Source organism: Terrabacter aerolatus, from assembly GCF_007991735.1.
In the GTDB taxonomy this organism is placed as follows: Bacteria; Actinomycetota; Actinomycetes; order Actinomycetales; family Dermatophilaceae; genus Terrabacter; species Terrabacter aerolatus.
Genome location: NZ_BJYX01000012.1, coordinates 1 through 21,556, shown reverse-complemented (window position 1 = coordinate 21,556; position 21,556 = coordinate 1). Strand labels below are relative to the sequence as shown.

Genomic DNA, 21,556 nt, shown 5'->3' with positions numbered 1-21,556 from the left:
CTAACCTGACAAAAAATCCCCCTGACGGAGGTCCGCAATGACGCGTACTCGCACCAAGCCCACGTTGATCGTGACCGGCCTCACGGCCGCCGCTCTCGCGCTGACCGGTTGTGCCGGCAGTGCCTCGCAGAAGGACAGCAAGGCGTCCGCGGACGGCATGATCGACCAGCTGACGTTCCCCTCCGAGGCCGACGCGGCCGTCGGTGGCCTCGTCAACTACAACCCGAACTCGCCCAAGCCGCTCACCGCCACGTGGCTCTACGAGCCGCTCATCGTGCGCAACAGCCTCACCTGCGAGGAGACGCCGTGGCTCGCGACGAAGTCGACGTGGGAGGGCGGCAACAAGCTCACCTTCGACATCCGTGACGGCGTCAAGTGGAGTGACGGACAGGCCTTCACGGCCAAGGACGTCGCCTTCACCTTCAACCTCATGAAGCAGTACCCGGCCTTCGACAAGGCGGGTGTCTGGAACAACACGTTCGGCGCCCCGGCCAAGTCCGTGACCGCGCAGGGCAACCAGGTCGTCTTCGAGTTCACCGGCAACGCCGCCCCGAAGTACGACGGCATCATCGCGACGAAGATCCTGCCCGAGCACGTCTACTCCAAGGTCGGCGACCCGACGAAGTACGTCGACAAGACCCCCGTCTCGACCGGCCCCTACAAGGTCGGCAGCTACAACGGCCGCCGCCTCGTGCTCGAGCGCCGCGCCGACTACTGGCAGGCCGACAAGGTCAAGGTCCAGAAGATCGTCCTCGAGGGCCAGTACGACGCCGCCCAGGCGGCGCTCAAGCTGCGCGCCGGCCAGCTCGACGCGTACTACGGCGAGGTGCCCAACCCGAAGAAGACGTTCGTCGACGCCGACCCGAAGAACAACCACTTCTACTACGCCCCCAACGGCATGACCGTCCTGACGGGCAACGACCAGCAGAAGCCGTTCAGCGACGTGAAGTTCCGCGAGGCCATCTCCTACGCGATGAACAAGCAGGACATGTCGCTCAAGGCGACGTACGGCGTCATGAAGCCGGCCAGCCAGACGGGCCTCAAGCTGCCGTCGATGGCCTCGCTCGTGCCGGCCAAGTACTCCGGCGAGGACACCGTGCTGCCCTACGACCTCGCCAAGGCCAACCAGCTGCTCGACGCGGCCGGCTACAAGAAGGGCGCGGACGGCAAGCGCACCAACCCCGACGGCTCGCCCCTGTCGGTCAACTTCTCGGTGCAGGCCGGCTTCATCGACTACCAGGCCATCGCCGACGTCGTCGTCAAGGGCCTCAACGACATCGGGGTCAACTCGAAGGTCACCGCCTCGGCCCCCGACTCGGTCGACGGGCAGAAGAAGACCGGCGACTTCCAGCTGATGCTCGAGTACCTCCACGGCGGCTGCGAGCTGGCCAAGAACATCGGCGCCAAGCTCTCGAGCACGCAGATCCCGACGAAGACCGACATCTTCCCCAACGTCCAGCGCTTCAGCGACCCGGCCGTCGACGCCGCGGTCACCAAGCTCGCGTCGGACACGGACAAGGAGTCGCAGAAGGCCGACCTCGCGCCGCTCGTCGACACGATGATGACGAAGTTCCCCGTCACCGCGCTCATCTACGCGCCCGCCCGCATCCTCTACCGCACGGACAAGGCGGTGGGCTGGCCGAGCGAGGACAACGCGTACGCGAACCCGCAGGACGACAAGCTGCTGGTCCTGACGCACCTCACTGCCCCGAAGTGACCCACCGGAGTCGGACCGGGACGGCTCAGCGAGCCGTCCCGGCCCGGGTCGGGAGGCCCAGATGACTTATTTCGCAAGGAAGTTCGGCTTCTTCCTCGCCACGTTGTGGGCGGTCGTGACGCTGAACTTCCTCATCCCTCGGCTCCAGCCTGGCGACCCCGCCGAGATCATGGTCAAGCGCCTGGCCGGCAAGGACGCCGCCCTCGACCCCGCACAGGTCAAGGCGATGCGCGCCATGCTCGGTGCTCCCGACGGCTCGCTCTGGAACCAGTACGTCAGCTACCTCGGCGAGCTCGTGCACGGCAACTTCGGGCTGTCCTACACCTACTACCCCTACAAGGTCACCGACGTGATCGCGCAGGCGTTCTGGTGGACGGTCGTGCTCGTCGTCGTCACGCAGGTCGTGTCGTTCGTCGTGGGCATCGTCCTCGGGGCGTATGCCGCGTGGCGCCGCAACTCTCGCCTCGACTCGATCGTGACCCTGGGCTCGACGTTCCTCGGCACCCTGCAGCCCTTCTGGATCGGGCTGCTGCTGCTCTACGTCTTCGGCTACAGCCTCGGCTGGTTCCCGACGTCGGGTGGCTACGAGGAGTCGACGCCCGGCTTCAACTGGCCGTTCATCCAGGAGGCGGTCTCGCACTCGTTCCTGCCGGCGCTCGCGCTGCTCATCGTCACGCCGATCGGCTGGATCCTCGGCATGCGCAACACGATGATCATGAACCTCGGCGAGGACTACATCCGCCTGGCCAAGGCCAAGGGTCTGCGCGACCGTGACGTCGCGCTGCGGTATGCCGCGCGCAACGCCCTGCTGCCCAGCGTGACGGGCTTCGCCCTCGCCCTCGGTGGCGTGCTCGGTGGCGCGATCCTCGTCGAGACGGTCTTCGACTACCCCGGCCTCGGACGCCTCATGGGCGAGGCCGTGCAGAACAAGGACTACCCGCTGCTGCAGACGCTGATGCTGCTGACGACGGCCGGCGTGCTCGTCGCGAACCTCGCGGCCGACCTCCTCTACGGAGTGCTCGACCCGCGGGCCAGGAGGGCTCAGGCATGACGACCGACACCACGCCCACGCCGACCCCCGGCGAGGACTTCATGGCCGAGGGCTCGCCGCGCCAGGAGCTCGCCGTCGAGCAGGTCAGCGACACCGCCCGGCCCGACCAGTGGTGGCAGGTGATCTGGAGCAGCAAGAAGGCCCGGGTCGGCGTCGTCATCCTCGCGGTCTACGTCCTCGTCGCGGTCTTCGCCCCGCTCATCGCCCCGCAGGACCCGCTCGACAGCTCGTTCGAGCCGCTCGCGGGCCCGAGCGCGGCGAACTGGCTCGGCACGACGACGAGCGGGCAGGACATCGCCTCGCAGCTCATCTACGGCTCGCGGATCTCGCTGCTCGTCGGGCTCTTCGCCGGCCTCATCTCCACCGTCATCGCGACGGTGATCGGCCTCATCTCCGGCTACGCGGAGGGGACGATCCTCGACGACCTGCTCTCCTTCGTCACCAACGTCGCGCTCGTCATCCCGGCCCTGCCGCTCATCATCACCCTCGTCGCCTACTCCGAGGTGCGCGGCATCTGGCTCATCGTCGGCGTCATCTCGATCACGTCGTGGGCGGGCGCGGCCCGGGCCAAGCGGGCCCAGATCATCAGTCTGCGCAACCGCGACTTCGTCACGGCGGCCAAGTTCTCCGGCGAGGGGACGTGGCGCATCGTCTTCCGCGAGATCATGCCCAACATGACCTCGCTCGTGGCGGCGAGCTTCGTCGGCGCGGCCACCGGCGCGATCGGCGCCGAGGCGGGCCTCGCGGCCCTCGGTCTCGGCGACAGCCAGAGCGTCTCGTGGGGCACCATGCTCTACCAGTCCAACGCCCAGGGCGCGATCGCGCAGGGCCTGTGGCTGTGGGTCTTCGTGCCCGGCCTCGTGCTCGCGATCCTCATGACGGCCATGACGTTCATCAACTTCGGCGTCGACCTGCTGAGCAACCCCCACCTGAGGGAGGACGCATGACCTTGCTCGACGTCCGCGACCTGAGCGTCCGCTACGAGCCCAAGGCGAGCCGGCCGCTCGACGCCGTCCAGGAGGTCAGCTTCGGCATCGGCCCCGGCGAGTTCGTCGGCCTCATCGGCGAGTCCGGGTCGGGCAAGACGACGCTCGGCACCGCGCTGCTGCGCCTGCTCCAGCGCCCCGGCCGCATCAGTGGCGGCTCCATCACCTTCGACGGCACCGACATCACCGACCTGCCCGAGGACGACCTGCGCGCCCTGCGCTGGCGCGACATCTCGACGGTCTTCCAGAGCAGCATGAACTCGCTCAACCCGGTCGTCCGGGTCGAGGGGCAGTTCCGCGACGCCATCGAGCAGCACAGCTCGCTGCGCGGCGAGGCGGTGACGCGCCGCATCCGCGAGCTCTTCGAGATGGTCATCATCGACCCGAAGTTCATGACCGCCTTCCCGCACGAGCTGTCGGGCGGCATGCGCCAGCGCGTCAACCTCGCCCTGGCGCTCGCGCTCGAGCCGAAGTTCATCCTCCTCGACGAGCCGACCACGGGTCTCGACGTCGTCGTGCAGCACTCGATCCTCGAGAACGTGCGGCGCCTGCAGGCCGAGCAGGGCTTCGCGGTGCTCTTCATCAGCCACGACATCGGCACCGTGCTCGACCTCAGCGACCGCATCCTCGTGATGTATGCCGGCCGCATCGTCGAGGACCAGAGCGCGGGCGCGCTGCTGCGCGAGCCCCTGCACCCGTACACGAAGGGCCTGCTCGGCTCCTACGGCGACCCCCGCCAGGAGACGGTGAAGATCACCTACGTGCCGGGGCGGCCGCCGGACCTCAGCCTGCCCATGGTCGGGTGCAGCTTCGCCGCCCGGTGCCCCGAGCGCATCGACCTCTGCCTCGAGCAGGACCCGCCGCTCGTGCCCCTCCAGGGCGGGCGCGCCGCCTGCCACGTCGCGGTGCTCCAGCGCGAGGAGGGCGGCGCCGGCCCGCACGGCGAGCCGAAGCGGGGCTTCGAGGGCCCCCAGTTCGTCAAGACGGCCGACGAGTCGCGCAGCGCGCTGACCAACGACGTCGTGCTCTCCGTCGAGGGGGTCGGCAAGGTCTTCGAGCGGCGCCGTGGTTTCACCGTGACCCGCACCGAGGCCGTCTCCGACGTCAGCTTCGACCTGCGACGGGGCGAGGTGACCGCCCTCGTCGGCCAGAGCGGCAGCGGCAAGTCGACCCTGGCCCGGATGATCACCGGGGTCGAGAGCCCGACGTCGGGGCGCATCGTCTTCCACGGGCCTGACGGCGACCAGCAGGTCTCGGGCTTCCGCGGCCGGGCACTGCGCGACTACCGCAGCGACGTGCAGATGGTCTTCCAGGACCCCTACAGCTCGATCAACCCGGCCAAGCGGCTCGGCTACGTGCTCTCCCGGCCGCTGGCCAACTACCAGGGGCTCAAGGGTGCGGCCCTGCGTGAGCGGGTCATGGAGCTGCTCGAGCGCGTCGCCCTGACTCCGGCCGACCGGTTCGTCAACCGCTACGGCTACGAGCTGTCGGGCGGTCAGCGCCAGCGCGTCATCATCGCCAAGGCGCTCGCGGTCGAGCCGCGGATCATCGTCGCCGACGAGCCGATCTCGAGCCTCGACGTCTCGATCCGGGCCGAGGTGCTCGAGCTGCTCAACGACCTCGTCAAGGAGAACGACGTCGGCATCCTCTACATCACCCACGACCTGCTGAGCGCACGGATGCTCTCGGACGAGGTCATCGTGCTCAACAACGGCCGGGTGGTCGAGCAGGGGCCGACCCTCGACGTCATCCGGGCGCCGAAGGACGACTACACGCGCACCCTCCTCGACGCGATCCCCAACCCGTTCTGACGTGCCTGTCGGAGTTGTGCAGCCCGACGCCGCCGGGCACTCTGTTCCCAGAAGAGGGAGCCTGGGTGTCCACCGAGCACGACGACGCGCGACCGGTCACGATCTACACCGTGGCCGAGCGCGCCGGCGTGTCCATCGCCACGGTGTCGCGGGTGCTGAGCGGGTCGACGCCCGCGTCGGCGCTGACCCGCAAGCGCGTGCTGCGGGCCGTCGAGGACCTCGAGTACGTCCCGCTCCGGGCCGGGCGCACCGTCGACGTGCCCTCGCACCAGACGCACGGCCTCGTGCTGCCGGGCCTGCGTGGCCCCTACTACTCCGAGCTGCTCTCGGGGTTCGAGTCGACGGCGGCCCGCGACGGGCAGTCGGTGGTCGTGGTCGTGTGCGACGCCTCCAAGGACGCCGAGGCGTCGGTGCGCAAGATGCTGGGGCGCATCGACGGCATCGTCATCGCCAACGACACGATCAGCGACACGATGGTGCGCCAGATCGTCCGCACCACCCCCACGGTGCTCGTGGCCCGCGACGCCATCGAGGGCTGCGACGCCGTGCAGGTGGAGAACTTCATCAGTTCGGCGGAGCTGACCCGGCACCTGCTCGAGCACGGCCGCAAGCGGCTCGTCTTCGTCGGCGACCCGGACACCTCGCACGACGTGTCGGAGCGCTACCGCGGCTTCCAGCACGCCCTGACCCGCGGCCGGGGCGCCGAGGTCGCCGGACCGATCCGGGTGCAGTACGAGGAGACCTCCGGCCAGCAGGTCATGGAGGGGCTGCGCGAGGCGGACGCAGCCGGTGCCGCGGTCGACGGCCTCGTCTGCGCCAACGACGAGCTCGCGCTCGCCACGATGGTGCTGCTCAGCCGCGAGGGCCGTCGCGTGCCCGACGACATCACGGTCGTCGGCTTCGACGACATCATGACCTCGCGCTACCTCGCGCCGGGGCTGACGACGGTCCAGCAGCCGATGCGCGAGCTCGGGCGGTGGGCCGCGATCCGGCTCCACGAGCGCATCGGCGGTCGCCGGTTCGACGTGCACCCGCAGGTGCTGCCGACCCGCATGGTCGTGCGGGGCTCGTGCGGCTGCGACTGGGACCAGGCCTCCGTCGCCGGCGCCTGACCCCCTGCACCCCCGCCCTCCTGCCCCAGCGCCCCCACCCCACGTCGAGTGGGCACTTCGACACGTCGAGTGGGCACTTTCGCGCACCCTCCAGACCCGTGATCCCGAGCCACAAGGACCTCCCGCATGCCTGACCGCACCCTCCTGCTCCGCTGGGCCGCCGACACGTGGCGCTCCTTCGAGGCCATGACCGACCCCGACACCGGCCTGCCCACCGACAGCATCGCCGTCTCGCTCGACCCGGACACCCGCAGCGGCTACACGTCGCCGACCGACATCGGCGGCCTGCTCTGGTGCACCGTCGCCGCCCGCGACCTGGGGCTCGTCGACGCCGAGCAGGCGCACGACCGGCTCGCGAGGCTGCTGACCACGCTCGCCGGCATGGAGGTGCACGAGCAGTCCGGCATGTTCTTCAACTGGTACGACGACCGGACCGGTGCCCTGCTGCACCGGATGCCCGACAGCGGTCACCGCATCGAGCAGTTCCTCTCGAGCGTCGACAACGGCTGGCTCGCGGCCGGCCTCATGGTCGTCGCGGCCGCCGAGCCACGCCTCGGGGAGGCGGCCCGTGCCGTGCTCGACCCCATGCACTTCGGCGTCTTCCACGACCCAACGGCCGGACCGGACGGTCCCGGCGGCCGGCTGACCGGTGGCTTCTGGGCCGAGGACCCCGGTCAGGAGACCCGCCGCGCCTCCTTCGTCGACGGTCTCGCCGAGGTGCTCCACACGAGGCACCACTACGACCTGCTCGACTCCGAGCCCCGGATCGCGAGCTACGTCGGCATCGCACACGGCCAGATCCCGCCGGAGCACTACGCCGCCCTCGACGCCCCGATCCGGCACTACCGTGGCCGCGACGTCGTCGCGACGTTCGGCGGGTCGATGTTCGAGGCGCTCATGCCGACGATCTTCGTGCCCGAGGCGGCGTGGGCCCCCGACACGTGGGGCGTCAACGAGGCGCGCACCGTGGCCCTGCAGCGGGAGTACGCCCTGGACGAGAAGGGTTACGGCTACTGGGGATTCAGCCCGTCAGCCTGCCCCGGCGAGGGCTACTCCGTCTTCGGGGTCCCGCCCATCGCCACGGAGACCCACGCCTACCCCAGCGAGCTCGACGGCGAGGTCGTCGTGACGCCCCACGCCTCGGCGATGGCGCTCATGGTCGAGCCCGAGGCGGCCGCCGACAACCTCGCCCGCCTCGAGCGAGACCTCGGTGCCTACGGGCCCGGCGGCTTCATCGACGCCGTCGACACCCGCACCGGGCGGCACGCGGGCCGCCACCTCTCGCTCGACCAGTCGATGGTCCTCGGTGCGCTCGCCAACGTCCTCGCCGACGACTGTCTCCGCCGCTGGTTCGCCACCCCCGACGTCGAGGCCGTGCTGCGTCCGGTCGTCGCGTCCCGCCGTATGCCGCTCACCTGACCGGCGGCCCTGCCGGTCGTACGCTGGTGGGGTCCCGCAGCGGACGAGAGGCGGTGGCACGAGCGTGTCGCAGTGGCGAGAGCAGTGGGCCGAGCAGGAGTGGGCGACGCTCCGGCTCGCCCCCGTCTGGGTGCTGAGCGCCCTCGCCGGACGCATCCGCTTCGACGACGACGAGCGCGGCGCCTTCTGGGATGCCGTCACCGACGCGGCCCTGCGCAGCAGCGGCCCGGGCCGTGAGCTGCTCGGCGCCGTCGCGGCGGGGCGCGTCTGGCTGTTCGACGAGTTCGAGCTCGACGGCCGACCCGTCGTGTCGGGACTGCTCGGCGTGACCCGGCTGCTCGAACGCATGAGCGCCGACACGCGGTCCGACGTCCGGTCGAGCATCCTGCGCGTCGGGGCGGGCGTGGCCCTGGCCCGCGGCCACTTCGGCCGGCGCATGACGCTCGAGGACGAGCAGACCCTGCTCCTCGTCGAGCAGCTGCTCCAGACGGCGGCCGAGACCCTGAGCGACAACCCGCTCAACTCCGCAGCCACCATCTGAGCCGCGCCCGTGTCGGGGAGCGGGCCACACGGCATACACGGAGGTCGCGGGCATACGATCGCACGGTGGGCGAGGTCGAGCAGACTGGCCGGACGCCCGCCGTCGTCAACGGTGCCCGCACACCCGGGCAGGAAGGACGCAGGGGAACCTATGTCTGACAAGCACATCGGCCAGGAGATCGGCCAGGCCCTCGGGGCCCACCTCACCCGGCGCTCGCTCTTCGCGCTCGGTGGTGCCGCCGCGGTCACGGGTGCGCTCGCCGCGTGCGGCAGCAACACCGGACGAGAGCCGGCCGCCACGGGCGGCGCGAGCGGCGGCGGCAGCGGCGCCACGCTCAACCAGTGGTACCACCAGTACGGCGAGGCCGGCACGCAGCAGGCCGTCGAGAAGTACGCCGCCGCCTACAAGGACGCCACCGTCAAGGTCAGCTGGAAGCCCGGCGACTACGACCAGTCCACGGCCGCCTCGCTGCTCACCGACGCCGGCCCCGACGTCTTCGAGTACGGCAACGGCCCGACCATCGACATGATCAAGGGCGGCCAGGTCGTCGACCTCACCGACCTCATCGGCGACACGAAGTCCGACTTCAACCCGAGCATCCTCGAGCGGATGACCTACGACGGCAAGACGTACGCCATCCCCCAGGTCGTCGACATGCAGCTGCTCGTCTACCGCAAGTCGATGCTCGACAAGGCCGGCATCACGCCGCCCCAGACCATCGACGAGCTCATCGCCGCCGCCAAGAAGCTGACCCAGGGCAACGTCAAGGGCCTCTTCCTCGGCAACGACGGCGGCGCCGGCCTCATGGGCGGCCCGATGCTGTGGTCGGCCGGCCTCGACTACCTCACCAAGGACAACCAGTTCGGCTTCGACGACCCGCGCGCGGCGACCGCGCTCGGCAAGCTGCGCGAGATGTGGGACGCCAAGGTGCTGCTCCTCGGCGCGCCCAAGGACTGGTTCGACGCCTCGGCCCTGACGTCCGGCCTCACGGCGATGCAGTTCACCGGCCTGTGGACCTTCCCCGACATCAAGAAGGGCCTCGGCGACGACTTCGGCGTGCTGCCGTGGCCCGCCCTCGACGGCAGCGGCAAGGCCTCCGTGCCGGTCGGCGCCTACGGGTCCTGCGTCAGCGCCAAGAGCAAGGACGTCGCGGCCGCCAAGAAGTTCGCCAAGTGGCTGTGGATCGACCAGACCCAGGACCAGCTCGACTTCGCGACGAGCTACGGCTTCCACATCCCGTCCCGCACGAGCCTCATCAGCCAGGCCGCCACCCTCAAGAGCGGGCAGGCGGCCGAGGCGGCCAAGCTCGCCACCGACGTCGGCCACGCGCAGAGCCCGATCCTCTGGACGCCGAAGTGCGCGACCGCCTTCGGCGACGCCATGAACCGCATCGTCAAGGAGGGCGCCGACCCGGCCGGCGAGATCGCCAAGGTCAAGGCCGTGGCCGACCCCGAGCTGAAGCGGGTCCTCGCCTGACAGCGCAGGCCGACCCGGCGGCACACGACCACGCCGCGCAGCGGAAGGCGACCGACCGGGCGACGCCGCCTCCCACCGACGGGAGGCCGTCGCTCGGTCGCCGCCTGCGCGGACGCCAGGACCGCAACCTGTGGTTCTGGGTCTTCGTCGGGCCGTTCGTCATCGGGCTGGTCGTCTTCGTCTACGTCCCGATCGCCTGGTCGATCTACCTGTCGTTCTTCGAGTCCTACAACACCGTCACCCCGACGAAGTTCGTCGGCGTCGGCAACTACCTCGACATGCTGGCCGACCCGGCGTTCCGCAGCAGCCTCGTCACGTTCCTCGCCTTCGCCGTCTTCATCGTGCCGACGACGTTCGTCATCTCGCTCGGCGCGGCGCTGCTCGTCGCGCGCACCCGGGTCATGCAGAGCTTCTTCCGGTCGGTCTTCTTCCTGCCGACGGCGTGCAGCTACGTCGTGGCGGCGCTCATCTGGAAGATGTCGATCTTCAGCGGCATCCGCTCGGGGCTGGCCAACGGCGTGCTCGGCTGGTTCGGCATCGACTCGATCCCGTGGCTCAGCCTCGCCGACCCGCCGTGGTACTGGCTCGTCATCGTCACCGCGCGCCTGTGGCTGCAGGTCGGCTTCTACATGATCCTCTTCCTCGCCGGCATCCAGCGGATCAGCCCGACGCTCTACGAGGCGGCCGCGATCGACGGCGCCGAGGGGTGGAAGGTCTTCCGCCACATCACCCTGCCGCAGCTGCGGGCGACGTCGACGGCGGTGCTGCTGCTCCTGCTCATCAACGCGTTCCAGGCGTTCGACGAGTTCTACAACATCCTGTCGACGTTCGGCACCTACCCGCCCTACGCCCGGCCGCCGCTCGTCTACCTCTACTACACGGCGCTCGGCTCGGGTCAGGACTTCGGCCACGGGTCGGCCGGCGCGGTCATCCTCACCCTCATCATCGCGGTCATCGCGGTGGCTCAGGGGCGCATCCTCCGACTCGGCGACAGGGGCGAGTAGATGGCCATCGTCCGGAGCAAGCGGCAGTCGCGGATCACCGGCTGGGCGCGCTACAGCGCCCTCGTCGTCGCGGCGCTGCTCTTCCTCGTCCCGTTCTACCTGCTCGTCCGCAGCGCGTTCATGCGCGAGCAGGACCTCGGTTCGCCCGACTTCCACTGGCTGCCGCCCGTCTGGGAGACCTCGAACCTCACGGGCCTCTTCGACAACCCGGCGATCCCGATGGCGCGCAGCCTGCTCAACTCGGGACTCATCGCCGTGACCCAGACCGTCGGCGTGCTCATCGTCTCGGGCCTCGCCGGCTACGGTCTGGCGCGCATCCCGTACCGCTGGTCCAACGTCGTCTTCTACGGGATCACCGCGACGCTGCTCATCCCCGCGGCCGTGACGTTCGTGCCGAGCTTCGTGCTCGTCTCGACCCTGGGGTGGATCTCGACGCTGCGGGGCCTCATCATCCCGGGCCTCTTCCAGGCGCTCGCGACGTTCCTCTTCCGGCAGTTCTTCCTCGGCTTCCCCAAGGAGATCGAGGAGGCGGCCTTCATCGACGGGCTCGGCTACTGGGGCACGTTCTGGCGCATCGTCGTGCCCAACTCGGGCGGCTTCGTCGCGGCCATCGGCACCATCACCTTCATCGGCTCGTGGAACGCCTTCCTGTGGCCCCTCGTCATCGGCCGCGACCAGGAGAGCTGGACCGTGCAGATCGCGCTGTCGACCTTCCTCACGGCGCAGTCGGTGCAGGTGAGCCAGCTCTTCATGGCCGCGCTCGTCGCGATCGTGCCGCTGCTGCTGATGTTCCTCTTCCTCCAGCGCTGGATCGTCGAGGGCGTCGAGCGCGCCGGCATCGGCGGCGACTGAGCGCGATCCACCGCGCTCGCCGCCGCCGACGTCAACGACCCACCGACGGCGTATGCCGTGTGGGCCGGCTGGACGCTCAGCGCACCCGACGCAGGTGGTCGGGCGCCGGCATACGGCGCACCTCGACGCTCCAGAAGCGCACGACGATCGGGTAGTCGGGCACGAGCGTGACGCGGTGCTCGAAGCCGCCGTCGTCGCTGCGCACGACCTCGGAACGGTCCACCTCGGCGGCGGCCGCGACCGCCCGGTCGAGGTCGCGCCGGTTCGTGTGGAGCACGACCGCCCCGACGTAGGTGAGGCTCGCCAGCTCGTGGCCCCGGTCGGCGTCGCCCGCGAGCAGGGTCCAGCTGAACGAGTCCCCGGCGATCGACCAGTCCTGCACCTGAGCGGCGCTCAGGTCGACGGCGACGAGGTCACGGACGTCCTCCGGCAGGTCTGGTGGCCCGGACCGCCGTCCGGGGCGCTCACTCGTGTGGCGAGGGTCGTGCATCGCACCATCATCGCCGAGTTGGTGACGTTCGTTGATCAACGGACATCGAGAGGCGGATCTCCTATGCTGCGGACAAAGGGGACGAATGAGACGTTCCCGGATCGGGGAACCGCAGTGCACCGCCGCAGCAACCGCGCCGGGAGATCCGCCGCCGTCGCAGTGATCTCCACCGTCCTCCTGCTGCTCGCCGGGCCGGCCTTCGCGATCGCGCCGGCCGGGGCCGACAAGAGCAACGCTCGAGCACTGACGACGACGACCGCCTCGCTCTCACCGGGGCAGTCCGGGTGGGTCTCGGTGGTCTGGACAGCCGACCAGACGGTGACCGACTGGTCGACGACCGTGAGCGCCCCGAAGGGCGTGACCGTGACCTACCCCACGACACGCGGGGGCGCCGACACCTCGCTGTACGGCTCCGACACCTTGGTCGGCACGACGCGGGACTTCACCTCGTTCAAGCTCAAGGTGCCGTACACGCAGACGACGAGCTTCCAGGTGGTCCTGACCTCCAGGTACTCCGTCGGCGTGGGCAACAGCGCGAACGGGAACGGGAACGGCAACGCCGGCAACAACGGGAACGGCAACGGCAACAGCGGGTCCTTCACGACGACGGCCACCGTCACGGTGCCCGTCCAGGCCGCGTCGGGGCCGACCTTCACCCAGCAGACGACCTCGTTGGCGATCAAGGCGGGCAGCAGCGGCTTCGAGCGGATCGCCTTCACCGGGGGGCAGGCCGACCTCACCGACTTCAGCGTGCGGCTCGGAGATCTCCCGGCCGGGCTCGAGGTGGCCTACCCGGGGGATCGTGCCTCCGCCGGTCTCAACGGCGACCAGACCCTCGTCGGCGGCAGTGCAGACTACGTCGGGGTGCGCTTCATCGCGACCGACCTCAGGCCCGGCACCTACTCGATACCCGTGCTCATCTCCTACACCGCGGCTGCGCCCCAGACGCGCACGGCGTCCCTGACGCTCAACGTCTCGTGAGCCTACGAATGCCGAGCACCTTCGCGCACGCTGGAACCGCAGGTCGCCTCGTCGTGGTAGCCGCCGGGGTCGTCCTGCTCGGGACGGGTCTCGGCGCGTGCGGGTCCTCCGGCGGATCGCCCGGCGCGGCGAGCACGGTGCGCGCCGACGTGCCCGCCGACGCCCGGACGCAGCAGATCGCCGAGGTCGAGTTCGCCCGTCAGTGCTCGGTGGGCACGCAGAGCTTCCCGAAAGAGGCGGACATCGACGCCGACCTGGCGAAGCGGTTGGCGACAGCTGGTGTCAGCCACCTCGAGTGGAAGCAGTGGCACGACTCCCTCGCGGTCTCGCCCCAGCTCGTCACCCAGTTCGCAGAGGTCGGGAAGCACGGCTGCCAGAAGACCTGACCCGGCACCGCCGAGGGATCCTCGGCCGTGGCAGATCGAACAGAAGCCGTCAGTCGAGGTCCTGCACGTCGGCGCGCCTCGCGATGGTCGCGGTCGCACGCCGACAGGCGAGGACCGGCACGCGCGGCACGATGTCGTCGAGGAAGCCGAAGCGCCGCCGGAGCGAACGGTGGTAGGCGTCCCCGCTCGAGTCGGACACGAGCGCCGTCCACCAGTCGGCGAGGTCGCCCCAGCCGGGGGCGGCGAGCGAGCCGCCGTACTGCTGGAGCGCGAGCCCGGCGCAGAGGCTCGCGAAGGTCATCCGCTGCTCGAGCGGCCACTCGGCGAGCGTGCCGACGAGCAGGGCCGCACCGAAGACGTCGCCGGCCCCGGTGGGGTCGACCTCGTGCACCCGCAGCGAGGGGACGCGGGCCTCCTCGCCGGTGCGGGCGTCGATGCCGAGCGCGCCGTTGGCGCCGTCGGTGACGATGGCGACGGGCACCCGGTCGGCGAGGGCCCAGACGGCCTCGGCGGGGGTCGAGGTGCCGGTGTAGGCCATGGCCTCGACGGCGTTGGGCATGAAGACGTCGCACCGGTCCAGCCGCTCGAGCACGTGCGGCGACCACTGCTCCTTGGGGTCCCAGCCGACGTCTGCGAAGACGAGGGCCCCGTTGTCGCGCGCCCGGTCGACCCACGTGGGCCCGGTCGCGCCGAAGGCCTCGTCCTCACCGAGGTCGACCATGACGGCGCGCGACCGCGGCGGGGTGCCGATGAGCTCGCTCGCCGGCACGGGCGAGGGGTGCCCGTGCGAGACCATGCTGCGGTCGCGGTCGACCGACATCGAGACCGTCACGGGGCTGTGCCAGTCGGCGAAGCGGCGGCTGCGCGCGAGGTCGATGCCCTCCTGCTCCTCGAGCGTGCGCCAGCAGAAGTCGCCGTAGTCGTCGTCGCTGAACGCGGCGGCGAGGCCGGTGCGCAGCCCGAGCCGCCGCGTGGCGACGGCGAGGTTGGCGATGCCGCCCGGGCACGACGCGAGGCCCTCGGCCCACACCTCGGTGCCCGGCCTGGGGGCGCTCGGCATGCCGGCGAAGATCATGTCGAGGAAGACGGTGCCCCACACGAAGACGTCGAGCGGCGGCTCGTCGGCGCCGCGGAGCGACGCGAGCGGGTCGAACGTCTGGTGGAGAGACACACCCCCATGGTGTCGCATCGACGCCCGCGACTCGCCGTCATCCCCCGAGGACGTATGCCGTCCGCTTCCCTCACGGACCCTCCCTGCCTCCCGGGGACGGACGCCGCCACCTCGCACCACGGCCTCCTCCGTGGCCGGCTCGAGTGGCTCGGCCGTCACACCTTGGTACGGTCCGAGGGTGGTGCTGCCATGAAGCTGGTCATCCTCGGCGGGGGCGGGTTCCGCGTGCCGCTCGTCCACGGTGCGCTGCTGCGCGACACCGCCGACCGCCGTGTCACCGAGGTCGTGCTCCACGACACGGACGCCTCGCGCCTCGACGTCATGCGGCTCGTGCTGTCGGCGCAGGCGGAGCGGGCCGCGCGCCTTGCGCCCAGCGGGGTCGCGCCGCCGACGGTCACCGCGACGACCGACCTCGACGCCGCGATCGCGGGCGCCGACTTCGTCTTCTCGGCGATGCGCGTCGGCGGACTCGAGGGTCGCACCGCCGACGAGCGCATCTCGCTCGACCTCGGGCTGCTCGGCCAGGAGACGACCGGTCCCGGCGGTGTCGGCTACGGCCTCCGCACGGTCCCGGTCGCGCTCGACGTCGCGGACCGCATACGCCGTCTGGCCCCCGACGCGTGGGTCATCAACTTCACCAACCCGGCCGGTCTCGTGACGCAGGCGATGCAGTCGGTGCTCGGCGGCCGGGTCGTCGGCATCTGCGACTCCCCCCTCGGGCTCGCCAAGCGCGCCGCGGGTGCCCTCGGGCACGACCTCGACGACCTGGAGATCGACTACGCCGGCCTCAACCACCTCGGGTGGCTCACGGCGCTGCGGCTGGACGGGCGCGACCTGCTGCCCGACCTGCTCGCCGACGAGCGGGCGCTCGCCGGGATCGAGGAGGGACAGCTCTTCGGCACGGACTGGCTGCGCATGCTCGGGTGCCTGCCCAACGAGTACCTCTACTACTACTACTTCACGCGTGACTCGATCGCGCAGATCGCGGGCGCCCCCCAGACCCGCGGGGAGTACCTCCTGGCCCAGCAGGCCGCCTTCTACGACGGGGTCGCCGGCTGCCCCGAGCAGGCGTGGCAGCGCTGGGACGCCGTGCGCCGCGAACGCAACGCCACCTACATGCAGGAGACCCGCGACTCCGGCGACGGCGAGGCGCACGAGCGCGCCGAGGCCGACGTCGAGGGCGGCGGCTACGAGGGGGTCGCGCTCGCGCTCATGGCCGCGATCGCGCGCGACGAGCCGGCGCGCCTCATCCTCAACGTCCGCGGCGGCGGTGCCGTCGCGGGCCTGCCGGACGACGCCGTCGTCGAGGTGCCGTGCCGGGTCGACGCCGCCGGTCCCGTGCCGGCCGCCGTGAGCCCGCTGCCCGGGCACGCGCTCGGGCTCGTGCAGCAGGTCAAGGCCGTCGACGAGCTCGTCATCCGGGCCGCGACGGAGAGGTCGAGATCCTTGGCGGTCGAGGCCTTCGCCCTGCACCCCCTCGTCGACTCGGTCACCGTGGCCCGCGACCTCGTGGCGGCCTACGAGCGCCGCCTGCCCGGCTTCTACGGCGGCCTCCGGTGAGCGCGTCGCCGTCGGCGTCGGCGTCGTCGGCGTCGTCATCGTCGTCATCGTCGTCATCGGGAGGGCGCGAGACGCCGGTCCCGCGGCTGGACCTCAACGCCGACGTCGGGGAGTCGTACGGCGCCTGGACCCTCGGCAACGACGCGGCGGTGCTCGACGTCGTGACGAGCGCCAACGTCGCCTGCGGCTTCCACGCCGGGGACCCGCTGACCCTCCGCACGACGTGCCGGTATGCCGCGGAGCGCGGTGTCGTCGTCGGCGCGCAGGTCGCCTACCGGGACCTCGTCGGCTTCGGTCGGCGCTTCATGGACGTGCCGCCGGACGAGCTGGCCGCCGACGTCATCTACCAGCTCGGGGCCCTCGCGGCGATCGCGGAGGTCGAGGGCACCGGCGTCGCCTACGTCAAACCGCACGGCGCCCTCTACAACGCCGTCGTGCACCACGAGGGGCAGGCGCGGGCGCTCGTCGACGCCGTGCTCGCGGTCGACTCGACCCTGCCGGTGCTCGGCCTGCCCGGCAGCCTGGTGCTCGAGCTCGCCACCGAAGCGGGACTGCGCGCCGTGCCCGAGGCCTTCGCCGACCGCGGCTACCTCCCCGACGGTCGCCTCGTCCCGCGCACCGAGCCGGGCGCGGTGCTCCGGGACCCCCAGCAGGTGGCCGCCCGGGTCGTGCGCCTCGCCCGTGAGGGCGTCGTGACCGCGGTGGACGGCACCGACGTCGACGTCCGTGCCGAGTCGGTGTGCATCCACGGTGACACCCCGGGGGCGGTGGCGATGGCGCACGCCGTCCGCACTGCGCTCGAGGCCGCGGGCGTCGAGATCCGTCCCTTCGCGGGCTGAGCATGGAGGCGCGGCTGCTGCCGATGGGTCGCGCGGCGCTGCTCGTCGAGGTCGCCGACACCGACGAGGCCCTCGCGCTGCGTGGCCGGCTGTCACCGCTGGTCGGAGGGGCGGAGGGGGTCTGGGGCGACGTCGACCACCTCGTCGTGGGCGCTCGCACCCTGCTCGTCCGGCTGCGCACCGGCGGGCGTCTGGCGGAGGTCGGTCGCGCCTGCGCGGCAGAGGCCGCCGCCGTCGACCCCGCGGCCCTGGAGCGGAGCGACGTCGTCGTCGAGATCCCGGTGCGCTACGACGGACCCGACCTCGGCGAGGTGGCGTCGCTGACCGGTCTGACGCGCGAGCAGGTCGTGCAGGCCCACACCGGCACGACGTGGCGGGTCGGCTTCGGGGGTTTCGCGCCGGGCTTCGCCTACCTCGTCGACGGCGACCCACGCCTCGAGGTGCCTCGTCGCAGTGAGCCGCGCACCCGCGTGCCGGCCGGATCCGTCGCTCTCGCAGGGCGGTTCAGCGGCGTCTACCCGCAGGACTCCCCCGGAGGCTGGCAGCTCGTCGGCTCCACCGACGTCGTGCTGTGGGACGCCGACCGCGACCCTCCGGCGCTCCTCGCGCCGGGGCAGTCGGTGCGTTTCACCGACGCCGGTCCGGTGACCGCAGCGGCGATCGAGCACGCGCACCCGGCGCCGGAGCCACCCGACCGTCCAGGGAGCCGGCCAGGTCGGGGGCTCGAGGTGCTGGCGACCGGGCCCCTGACGCTCGTCGAGGACCTCGGTCGGCCACACCTCGCCGACGCGGGAGTGGGACGCTCCGGCGCGGCCGACCCCACGGCATACCTCCTCGGTCTGCGACTCGTGGGGCACGTCGTCGACGATCGCGAGATCGCTTCAACGGCAGTGCTGCCCGCCTCGCTCGAGGTGACGCTCGGCGGGCTCGTGGTCCGTGCCCGGGGCGAGCTGCTCGTGGCGCTGACGGGGGCGGCGTGCCCCGCTGACGTCGACGGCCGTCCCGTCGGCCACGCAGCGCCCATCGTCCTCAGGGACGGTCAGGTGCTCACCCTCGGTACGCCGACGGCCGGCCTGCGGACGTGGCTCGCGGTCCGGGGCGGCATCGTCGTGCCGCCGGTGCTCGGGTCGCGCTCGACGGACACGCTCTCCCGCCTGGGGCCGCCGGCGCCGGTGGTCGGTGACGTACTCGCCGTGGGTCCGACGCCGGCGACGTTCCCCGTCGTCGAGGCCGCGCCCCAGCCCGACGCGGCCGCCGGGGAGGTCGTGCTCGAGCTGGATGCCGGACCGCGAGGCGAGTGGTGCGACCTCTCCGACCTCCAAGGCAGGTGGACGGTCTCGCCCAGGAGCAACCGGGTGGGAATCCGCTTGGAGGGCAGCAGGATCCACTGGTCGAGCACCTATGCCGACCGTGAGCTCCCGAGCGAGGGACTCGTCCCGGGGGCGGTTCAGGTGCCACCGGGTGGCGAGCCCGTCGTGTTCCTCGCCGACCACCCGGTGACCGGCGGCTACCCCGTCGTGGCAGTGCTCACGCCCGTCTCCGTGTCGCGTGCCGCGCAGCTGCGACCGGGTCAGGCCGTGCGGCTCAGGTGGGCGCCCCGGCGCTGAGCGCGGTGCAGCGGCACCGGCTCAGGCGGTGGTCGAGGCCTGCACCGGTCGCAGGGTCGGGACGACGGGCACCTGAGGCACGAGCGGCAGGATCATCGAGACGTCCGCACCGCCCCAGGGCGACACCCCGAGCTGCACCCAGCCGCCACGACGGGTCGCGACGTCGCGCACGAGGGAGAGCCCGAGCCCCGTCTGCGAGAGGTCGTCCCGCACGCCGTCGAGGACGTCGCCGGGCGAGCTCGCGTGCCCGGCCGCGGACCGCAAAGTGTCGGTCGTGAAACCACGACCCGAGTCCGCCACCCCGAGGGCGATGGCGTCGCGCATCGGGCGGGCGTAGAGCAGCACGACGTCGTCGTCGCGCTCGGTGTAGCGCAAGGCGTTCTCGATGAGGGTGTCGAGGCAGGCACGCAGCCGCTCGCCCGAGCACTGCAGGGTCAGCTCCGACGACTCGACCTGCCAGCTGCGCGTGGCCACCATCGACCACCGCCGGGCCGTCTCCTGCAGCACCGCGTCGATGTCGATGTCGGTGACCTCGAGGTCGGACCCGACCCGCATGCTGCGCACGAGCCGTTCGCACACCCGTGTCAGCCGCGCGAGCTCCTCGTCGACGACCTGGAGGTCGGCCAGGTCCTCACCCTGCGGCGTGCGGTCCATGAGCATCTCGAGGTAGCCGCGCGAGATCATGAGCGGCGAGCGCATCTCGTGGGACGTGCGCAGGGTGAGCAGCTCACGCATCGTCGAGTCCGCCCGCTCGCGTGCCGCGCTGTCCGTGAGGTCCGACAGCGCCTGCTGGCGCCGGCGCACGTGCCAGATCATGAGCGCCATGAGCAGCAGCATGAGCGGGATCTCGGTCGTCTCCTGCCAGCCGAGCACGCCACTCGTGGCGCGCTCGACGAGGATCGCCCCCGTCACGAAGGTGTAGACCCCGAGGCTGATCCACGTCGACCGTGGGGTCCACTGCTCGAGGCCGAAGCACAGCGCGAAGGAGGCCCAGCCCACGTGGTACGGCACGGTCTCGCTCCCCGGCATGGCCAGCATCGCGACCGCGCAGGCCGTCGCGAACACGCTCCACCTCAGGACCATCCGCCGCCGGGCCATCAGGCGTCCTCGTAGAGGCCGTAGCCCACGCCGCGCAGCGTCTCGATCGGGATGTCCTGTCCGAGCTTGGACCGCAATCGCCCGACGCACACCTCGACGACGTTGCTGCCCGGGTCGAAGTCGAGGTGCCAGACGTCGTGGAGCAGCTCCTCCCGGGGGCACACCTGCCCGGAGCGCCGCATCAGGTGCGCGAGCAGGGTGAACTCCCGCTCGGTGAGCGAGGCGTTGACGGACCGGAACGTCGCGCGGCGGCGACCGAGGTCGAGGCGAATGCCGCCCACCTCGAGAAAGCCGTCGTCAGGCAGGGTGCGTGGCTGCCCGACGTTGCGTCGGACACGAGCGAGCAGCTCGGTGAGGCTGAACGGCTTGGACACGACATCGACGGCGCCTCGGTCGAGCGCCTCGACCCTGGACGCCACGTCGGTGACTCCCGACAGGACGATCACAGGAGTCGTCTTCCTGCCGGCATTCATCGCCTTGAGCACGGCCAGGCCCCCCAGGCCCGGCATGACGAGGTCGAGCACCACCAGGTCGACGGCCTTGGCGTTCAGCCTGTCGATGGCAGCACTCGCCGACGCCGCGGTCACCACTGAGTGACCCTGCGACGACAGTGACTTCGTCAGCAGCGTGCGGACTCTTTCCTCGTCGTCCACGACCATCACCGTAGCCATGAGAGACCCCCCTCCCGATCTGCGGATCAGTATGTCCGGGGCAGACCGTCGGGGAATGGGAAAAGAACGCAAGTGGTGCGAGTTGGCTTACCAGACCGGGATGCTTCACCGCATAACGGGCATCAAAGGTGACGAGAAGATGACGGAGAGCCACCGAACGGCGACGCGTCGGTGGCCGACGTACGCCGGATCGACGGATCTCTTTCTTGAGCCGCGGAGTGGCGCTGTCGAGACAGGGGCCCTCCGCTCCTGCGCATCAACGCCGTGCGGCTGCCGCTCCGGCGTCCTTGCGCGTGACCGGTGAACCCGCCGCAGCGGTGTCGCGCCCGCCCGTCAGCAGCCGGACTGCGGCGCCCACGACGACCGCCTCGGAGACCACGGCCACCACACCCAGCGGCTCGAGCCAGTTGCCGACGTCGTCGGCGAGCTGCGGGAAGGCGACGAGCCGGGTCGCGGCGTAGCCGATGATCGCGGCGCCGCAGACCACCCCGGCCAGCGTCGGCCCGGCCAGGTGCGAGCTGGTGAGCGAGACGCCGGCCAGCACCAGGCAGGCCGTGGTGAGCAGGATGAACAGGACGCCCATGTAGGGCGCCTCTTCGAGGTGGGGACCGATGACCGGGACGTGAGCGGCTGCCGCGACGAGCGCGGCGGCGACCAGGAGCAGGCGAACCGGCTGCCGGGTGAGTGTGTTCATGGATCTGCCTCTCGTGACGGGTGTGCACATGGTGTCGGTGATGCGAGCTGGGGTCGGGCCGCGCGGGGGGGGGCATCCCTCGCGCGGCCC

20 protein-coding genes are annotated in these 21,556 nt (G+C 71.2%); 15 read left to right on the top strand and 5 right to left on the bottom strand.

All coding sequences use genetic code 11. The features are described 5' to 3' along the window. Positions 1-37: 37 nt before the first annotated feature. From TAE01_RS12040 to TAE01_RS11995, 10 genes are all read left to right on the top strand, one after another. Positions 38-1,717, top strand: coding sequence for an ABC transporter substrate-binding protein (locus TAE01_RS12040; RefSeq protein WP_147066737.1), 1,680 nt, complete (start codon positions 38-40; stop codon positions 1,715-1,717). Between the two features lie 61 nt (positions 1,718-1,778). Beyond that, complete coding sequence (locus TAE01_RS12035) at positions 1,779-2,768, top strand: ABC transporter permease (protein WP_147066735.1); 990 nt, start codon at positions 1,779-1,781, stop codon at positions 2,766-2,768. Continuing rightward, positions 2,765-3,715, top strand: coding sequence for an ABC transporter permease (locus TAE01_RS12030; protein ID WP_246111301.1), 951 nt, complete (start codon positions 2,765-2,767; stop codon positions 3,713-3,715). The genes TAE01_RS12035 and TAE01_RS12030 overlap by 4 nt, the downstream gene beginning before the upstream one ends. Further along, complete coding sequence (locus TAE01_RS12025) at positions 3,712-5,565, top strand: ABC transporter ATP-binding protein (RefSeq protein ID WP_147066733.1); 1,854 nt, start codon at positions 3,712-3,714, stop codon at positions 5,563-5,565. The genes TAE01_RS12030 and TAE01_RS12025 overlap by 4 nt, the downstream gene beginning before the upstream one ends. Before the next feature lie 65 nt (positions 5,566-5,630). After that, the gene (locus TAE01_RS12020; RefSeq protein ID WP_147066732.1) at positions 5,631-6,677 is read left to right on the top strand and encodes a LacI family DNA-binding transcriptional regulator; all 1,047 of its coding nucleotides are present in this window, start codon (positions 5,631-5,633) and stop codon (positions 6,675-6,677) included. A 126-nt stretch (positions 6,678-6,803) separates the two neighbouring features. Further along, positions 6,804-8,096, top strand: a complete 1,293-nt coding sequence (locus TAE01_RS12015; RefSeq protein ID WP_147066730.1) for a glucoamylase family protein — start codon at positions 6,804-6,806, stop codon at positions 8,094-8,096. A 64-nt stretch (positions 8,097-8,160) separates the two neighbouring features. Continuing rightward, the gene (locus TAE01_RS12010) at positions 8,161-8,637 is read left to right on the top strand and encodes a hypothetical protein (protein ID WP_147066728.1); all 477 of its coding nucleotides are present in this window, start codon (positions 8,161-8,163) and stop codon (positions 8,635-8,637) included. A gap of 150 nt (positions 8,638-8,787) precedes the next feature. Beyond that, entirely contained in the window at positions 8,788-10,113 is a 1,326-nt protein-coding gene (locus TAE01_RS12005) for an ABC transporter substrate-binding protein (RefSeq protein ID WP_147066726.1), read from the top strand. Then, entirely contained in the window at positions 10,110-11,117 is a 1,008-nt protein-coding gene (locus tag TAE01_RS12000) for a carbohydrate ABC transporter permease (RefSeq protein WP_246111312.1), read from the top strand. Before TAE01_RS12005 ends, TAE01_RS12000 begins: the two co-directional genes overlap by 4 nt. Further along, complete coding sequence (locus TAE01_RS11995; RefSeq protein ID WP_147066724.1) at positions 11,118-11,969, top strand: carbohydrate ABC transporter permease; 852 nt, start codon at positions 11,118-11,120, stop codon at positions 11,967-11,969. It abuts the gene before it with no gap. Between the two features lie 76 nt (positions 11,970-12,045). Here TAE01_RS11995 and TAE01_RS11990 read toward each other — a convergent pair whose 3' ends face one another. Further along, positions 12,046-12,459: a hypothetical protein gene (locus TAE01_RS11990; protein ID WP_147066722.1), complete on the bottom strand. Its 414-nt coding sequence runs from the start codon at positions 12,457-12,459 to the stop codon at positions 12,046-12,048. Positions 12,460-12,573: 114 nt separating this feature from the next. On the opposite strand from TAE01_RS11990, the gene TAE01_RS11985 reads away from it, so the two are divergent. Together TAE01_RS11985 and TAE01_RS11980 are read left to right on the top strand one after the other, a co-directional pair. After that, a complete protein-coding gene (locus TAE01_RS11985; RefSeq protein WP_147066720.1) occupies positions 12,574-13,440 on the top strand; it encodes a hypothetical protein in 867 nt (288 codons plus the stop codon). After that, on the top strand, positions 13,437-13,826 hold the full coding sequence (locus TAE01_RS11980) for a hypothetical protein (protein WP_147066718.1): 390 nt from the start codon (positions 13,437-13,439) through the stop codon (positions 13,824-13,826). Before TAE01_RS11985 ends, TAE01_RS11980 begins: the two co-directional genes overlap by 4 nt. Before the next feature lie 49 nt (positions 13,827-13,875). On the opposite strand, the gene TAE01_RS11975 is transcribed toward TAE01_RS11980, so the two are convergent. Beyond that, a complete protein-coding gene (locus TAE01_RS11975; protein ID WP_147066717.1) occupies positions 13,876-14,997 on the bottom strand; it encodes a carbohydrate kinase family protein in 1,122 nt (373 codons plus the stop codon). Positions 14,998-15,186: 189 nt separating this feature from the next. Here TAE01_RS11975 and TAE01_RS11970 point away from each other — a divergent pair, with 189 nt between their 5' ends. From TAE01_RS11970 to TAE01_RS11960, 3 genes are all read left to right on the top strand, one after another. Beyond that, positions 15,187-16,557 (top strand): 6-phospho-beta-glucosidase, encoded by a 1,371-nt coding sequence (locus TAE01_RS11970; protein ID WP_147066715.1) that lies wholly within the window; start codon positions 15,187-15,189, stop codon positions 16,555-16,557. Between the two features lie 86 nt (positions 16,558-16,643). Continuing rightward, positions 16,644-17,396, top strand: a complete 753-nt coding sequence (locus TAE01_RS11965; protein ID WP_147066934.1) for a LamB/YcsF family protein — start codon at positions 16,644-16,646, stop codon at positions 17,394-17,396. Between the two features lie 2 nt (positions 17,397-17,398). Then, positions 17,399-19,003 (top strand): 5-oxoprolinase subunit B/C family protein, encoded by a 1,605-nt coding sequence (locus TAE01_RS11960; protein WP_147066713.1) that lies wholly within the window; start codon positions 17,399-17,401, stop codon positions 19,001-19,003. A gap of 21 nt (positions 19,004-19,024) precedes the next feature. Here TAE01_RS11960 and TAE01_RS11955 read toward each other — a convergent pair whose 3' ends face one another. The 3 genes from TAE01_RS11955 to TAE01_RS20525 form a co-directional block, all read right to left on the bottom strand. Beyond that, entirely contained in the window at positions 19,025-20,068 is a 1,044-nt protein-coding gene (locus TAE01_RS11955; RefSeq protein ID WP_186815172.1) for a sensor histidine kinase, read from the bottom strand. A 32-nt stretch (positions 20,069-20,100) separates the two neighbouring features. Beyond that, entirely contained in the window at positions 20,101-20,772 is a 672-nt protein-coding gene (locus tag TAE01_RS11950) for a response regulator transcription factor (protein WP_147066709.1), read from the bottom strand. A 256-nt stretch (positions 20,773-21,028) separates the two neighbouring features. After that, entirely contained in the window at positions 21,029-21,466 is a 438-nt protein-coding gene (locus tag TAE01_RS20525) for a hypothetical protein (RefSeq protein WP_186815170.1), read from the bottom strand. Positions 21,467-21,556 lie beyond the last annotated feature (90 nt).

Bases quoted from the DNA above. Each gene is read 5' to 3' on its own strand.
- TAE01_RS11950 (WP_147066709.1), bottom strand. From the start codon at position 20,772: ATGGCTACGGTGATGGTCGTGGACGACGAGGAAAGAGTCCGCACGCTG.
- TAE01_RS12035 (WP_147066735.1), top strand. From the start codon at position 1,779: ATGACTTATTTCGCAAGGAAGTTCGGCTTCTTCCTCGCCACGTTGTGG.
- TAE01_RS12025 (WP_147066733.1), top strand. From the start codon at position 3,712: ATGACCTTGCTCGACGTCCGCGACCTGAGCGTCCGCTACGAGCCCAAG.
- TAE01_RS11960 (WP_147066713.1), top strand. From the start codon at position 17,399: ATGGAGGCGCGGCTGCTGCCGATGGGTCGCGCGGCGCTGCTCGTCGAG.
- TAE01_RS12030 (WP_246111301.1), top strand. From the start codon at position 2,765: ATGACGACCGACACCACGCCCACGCCGACCCCCGGCGAGGACTTCATG.
- TAE01_RS12040 (WP_147066737.1), top strand. From the start codon at position 38: ATGACGCGTACTCGCACCAAGCCCACGTTGATCGTGACCGGCCTCACG.
- TAE01_RS20525 (WP_186815170.1), bottom strand. From the start codon at position 21,466: ATGAACACACTCACCCGGCAGCCGGTTCGCCTGCTCCTGGTCGCCGCC.
- TAE01_RS11970 (WP_147066715.1), top strand. From the start codon at position 15,187: ATGAAGCTGGTCATCCTCGGCGGGGGCGGGTTCCGCGTGCCGCTCGTC.
- TAE01_RS12015 (WP_147066730.1), top strand. From the start codon at position 6,804: ATGCCTGACCGCACCCTCCTGCTCCGCTGGGCCGCCGACACGTGGCGC.
- TAE01_RS11995 (WP_147066724.1), top strand. From the start codon at position 11,118: ATGGCCATCGTCCGGAGCAAGCGGCAGTCGCGGATCACCGGCTGGGCG.
- TAE01_RS12005 (WP_147066726.1), top strand. From the start codon at position 8,788: ATGTCTGACAAGCACATCGGCCAGGAGATCGGCCAGGCCCTCGGGGCC.
- TAE01_RS11990 (WP_147066722.1), bottom strand. From the start codon at position 12,459: ATGCACGACCCTCGCCACACGAGTGAGCGCCCCGGACGGCGGTCCGGG.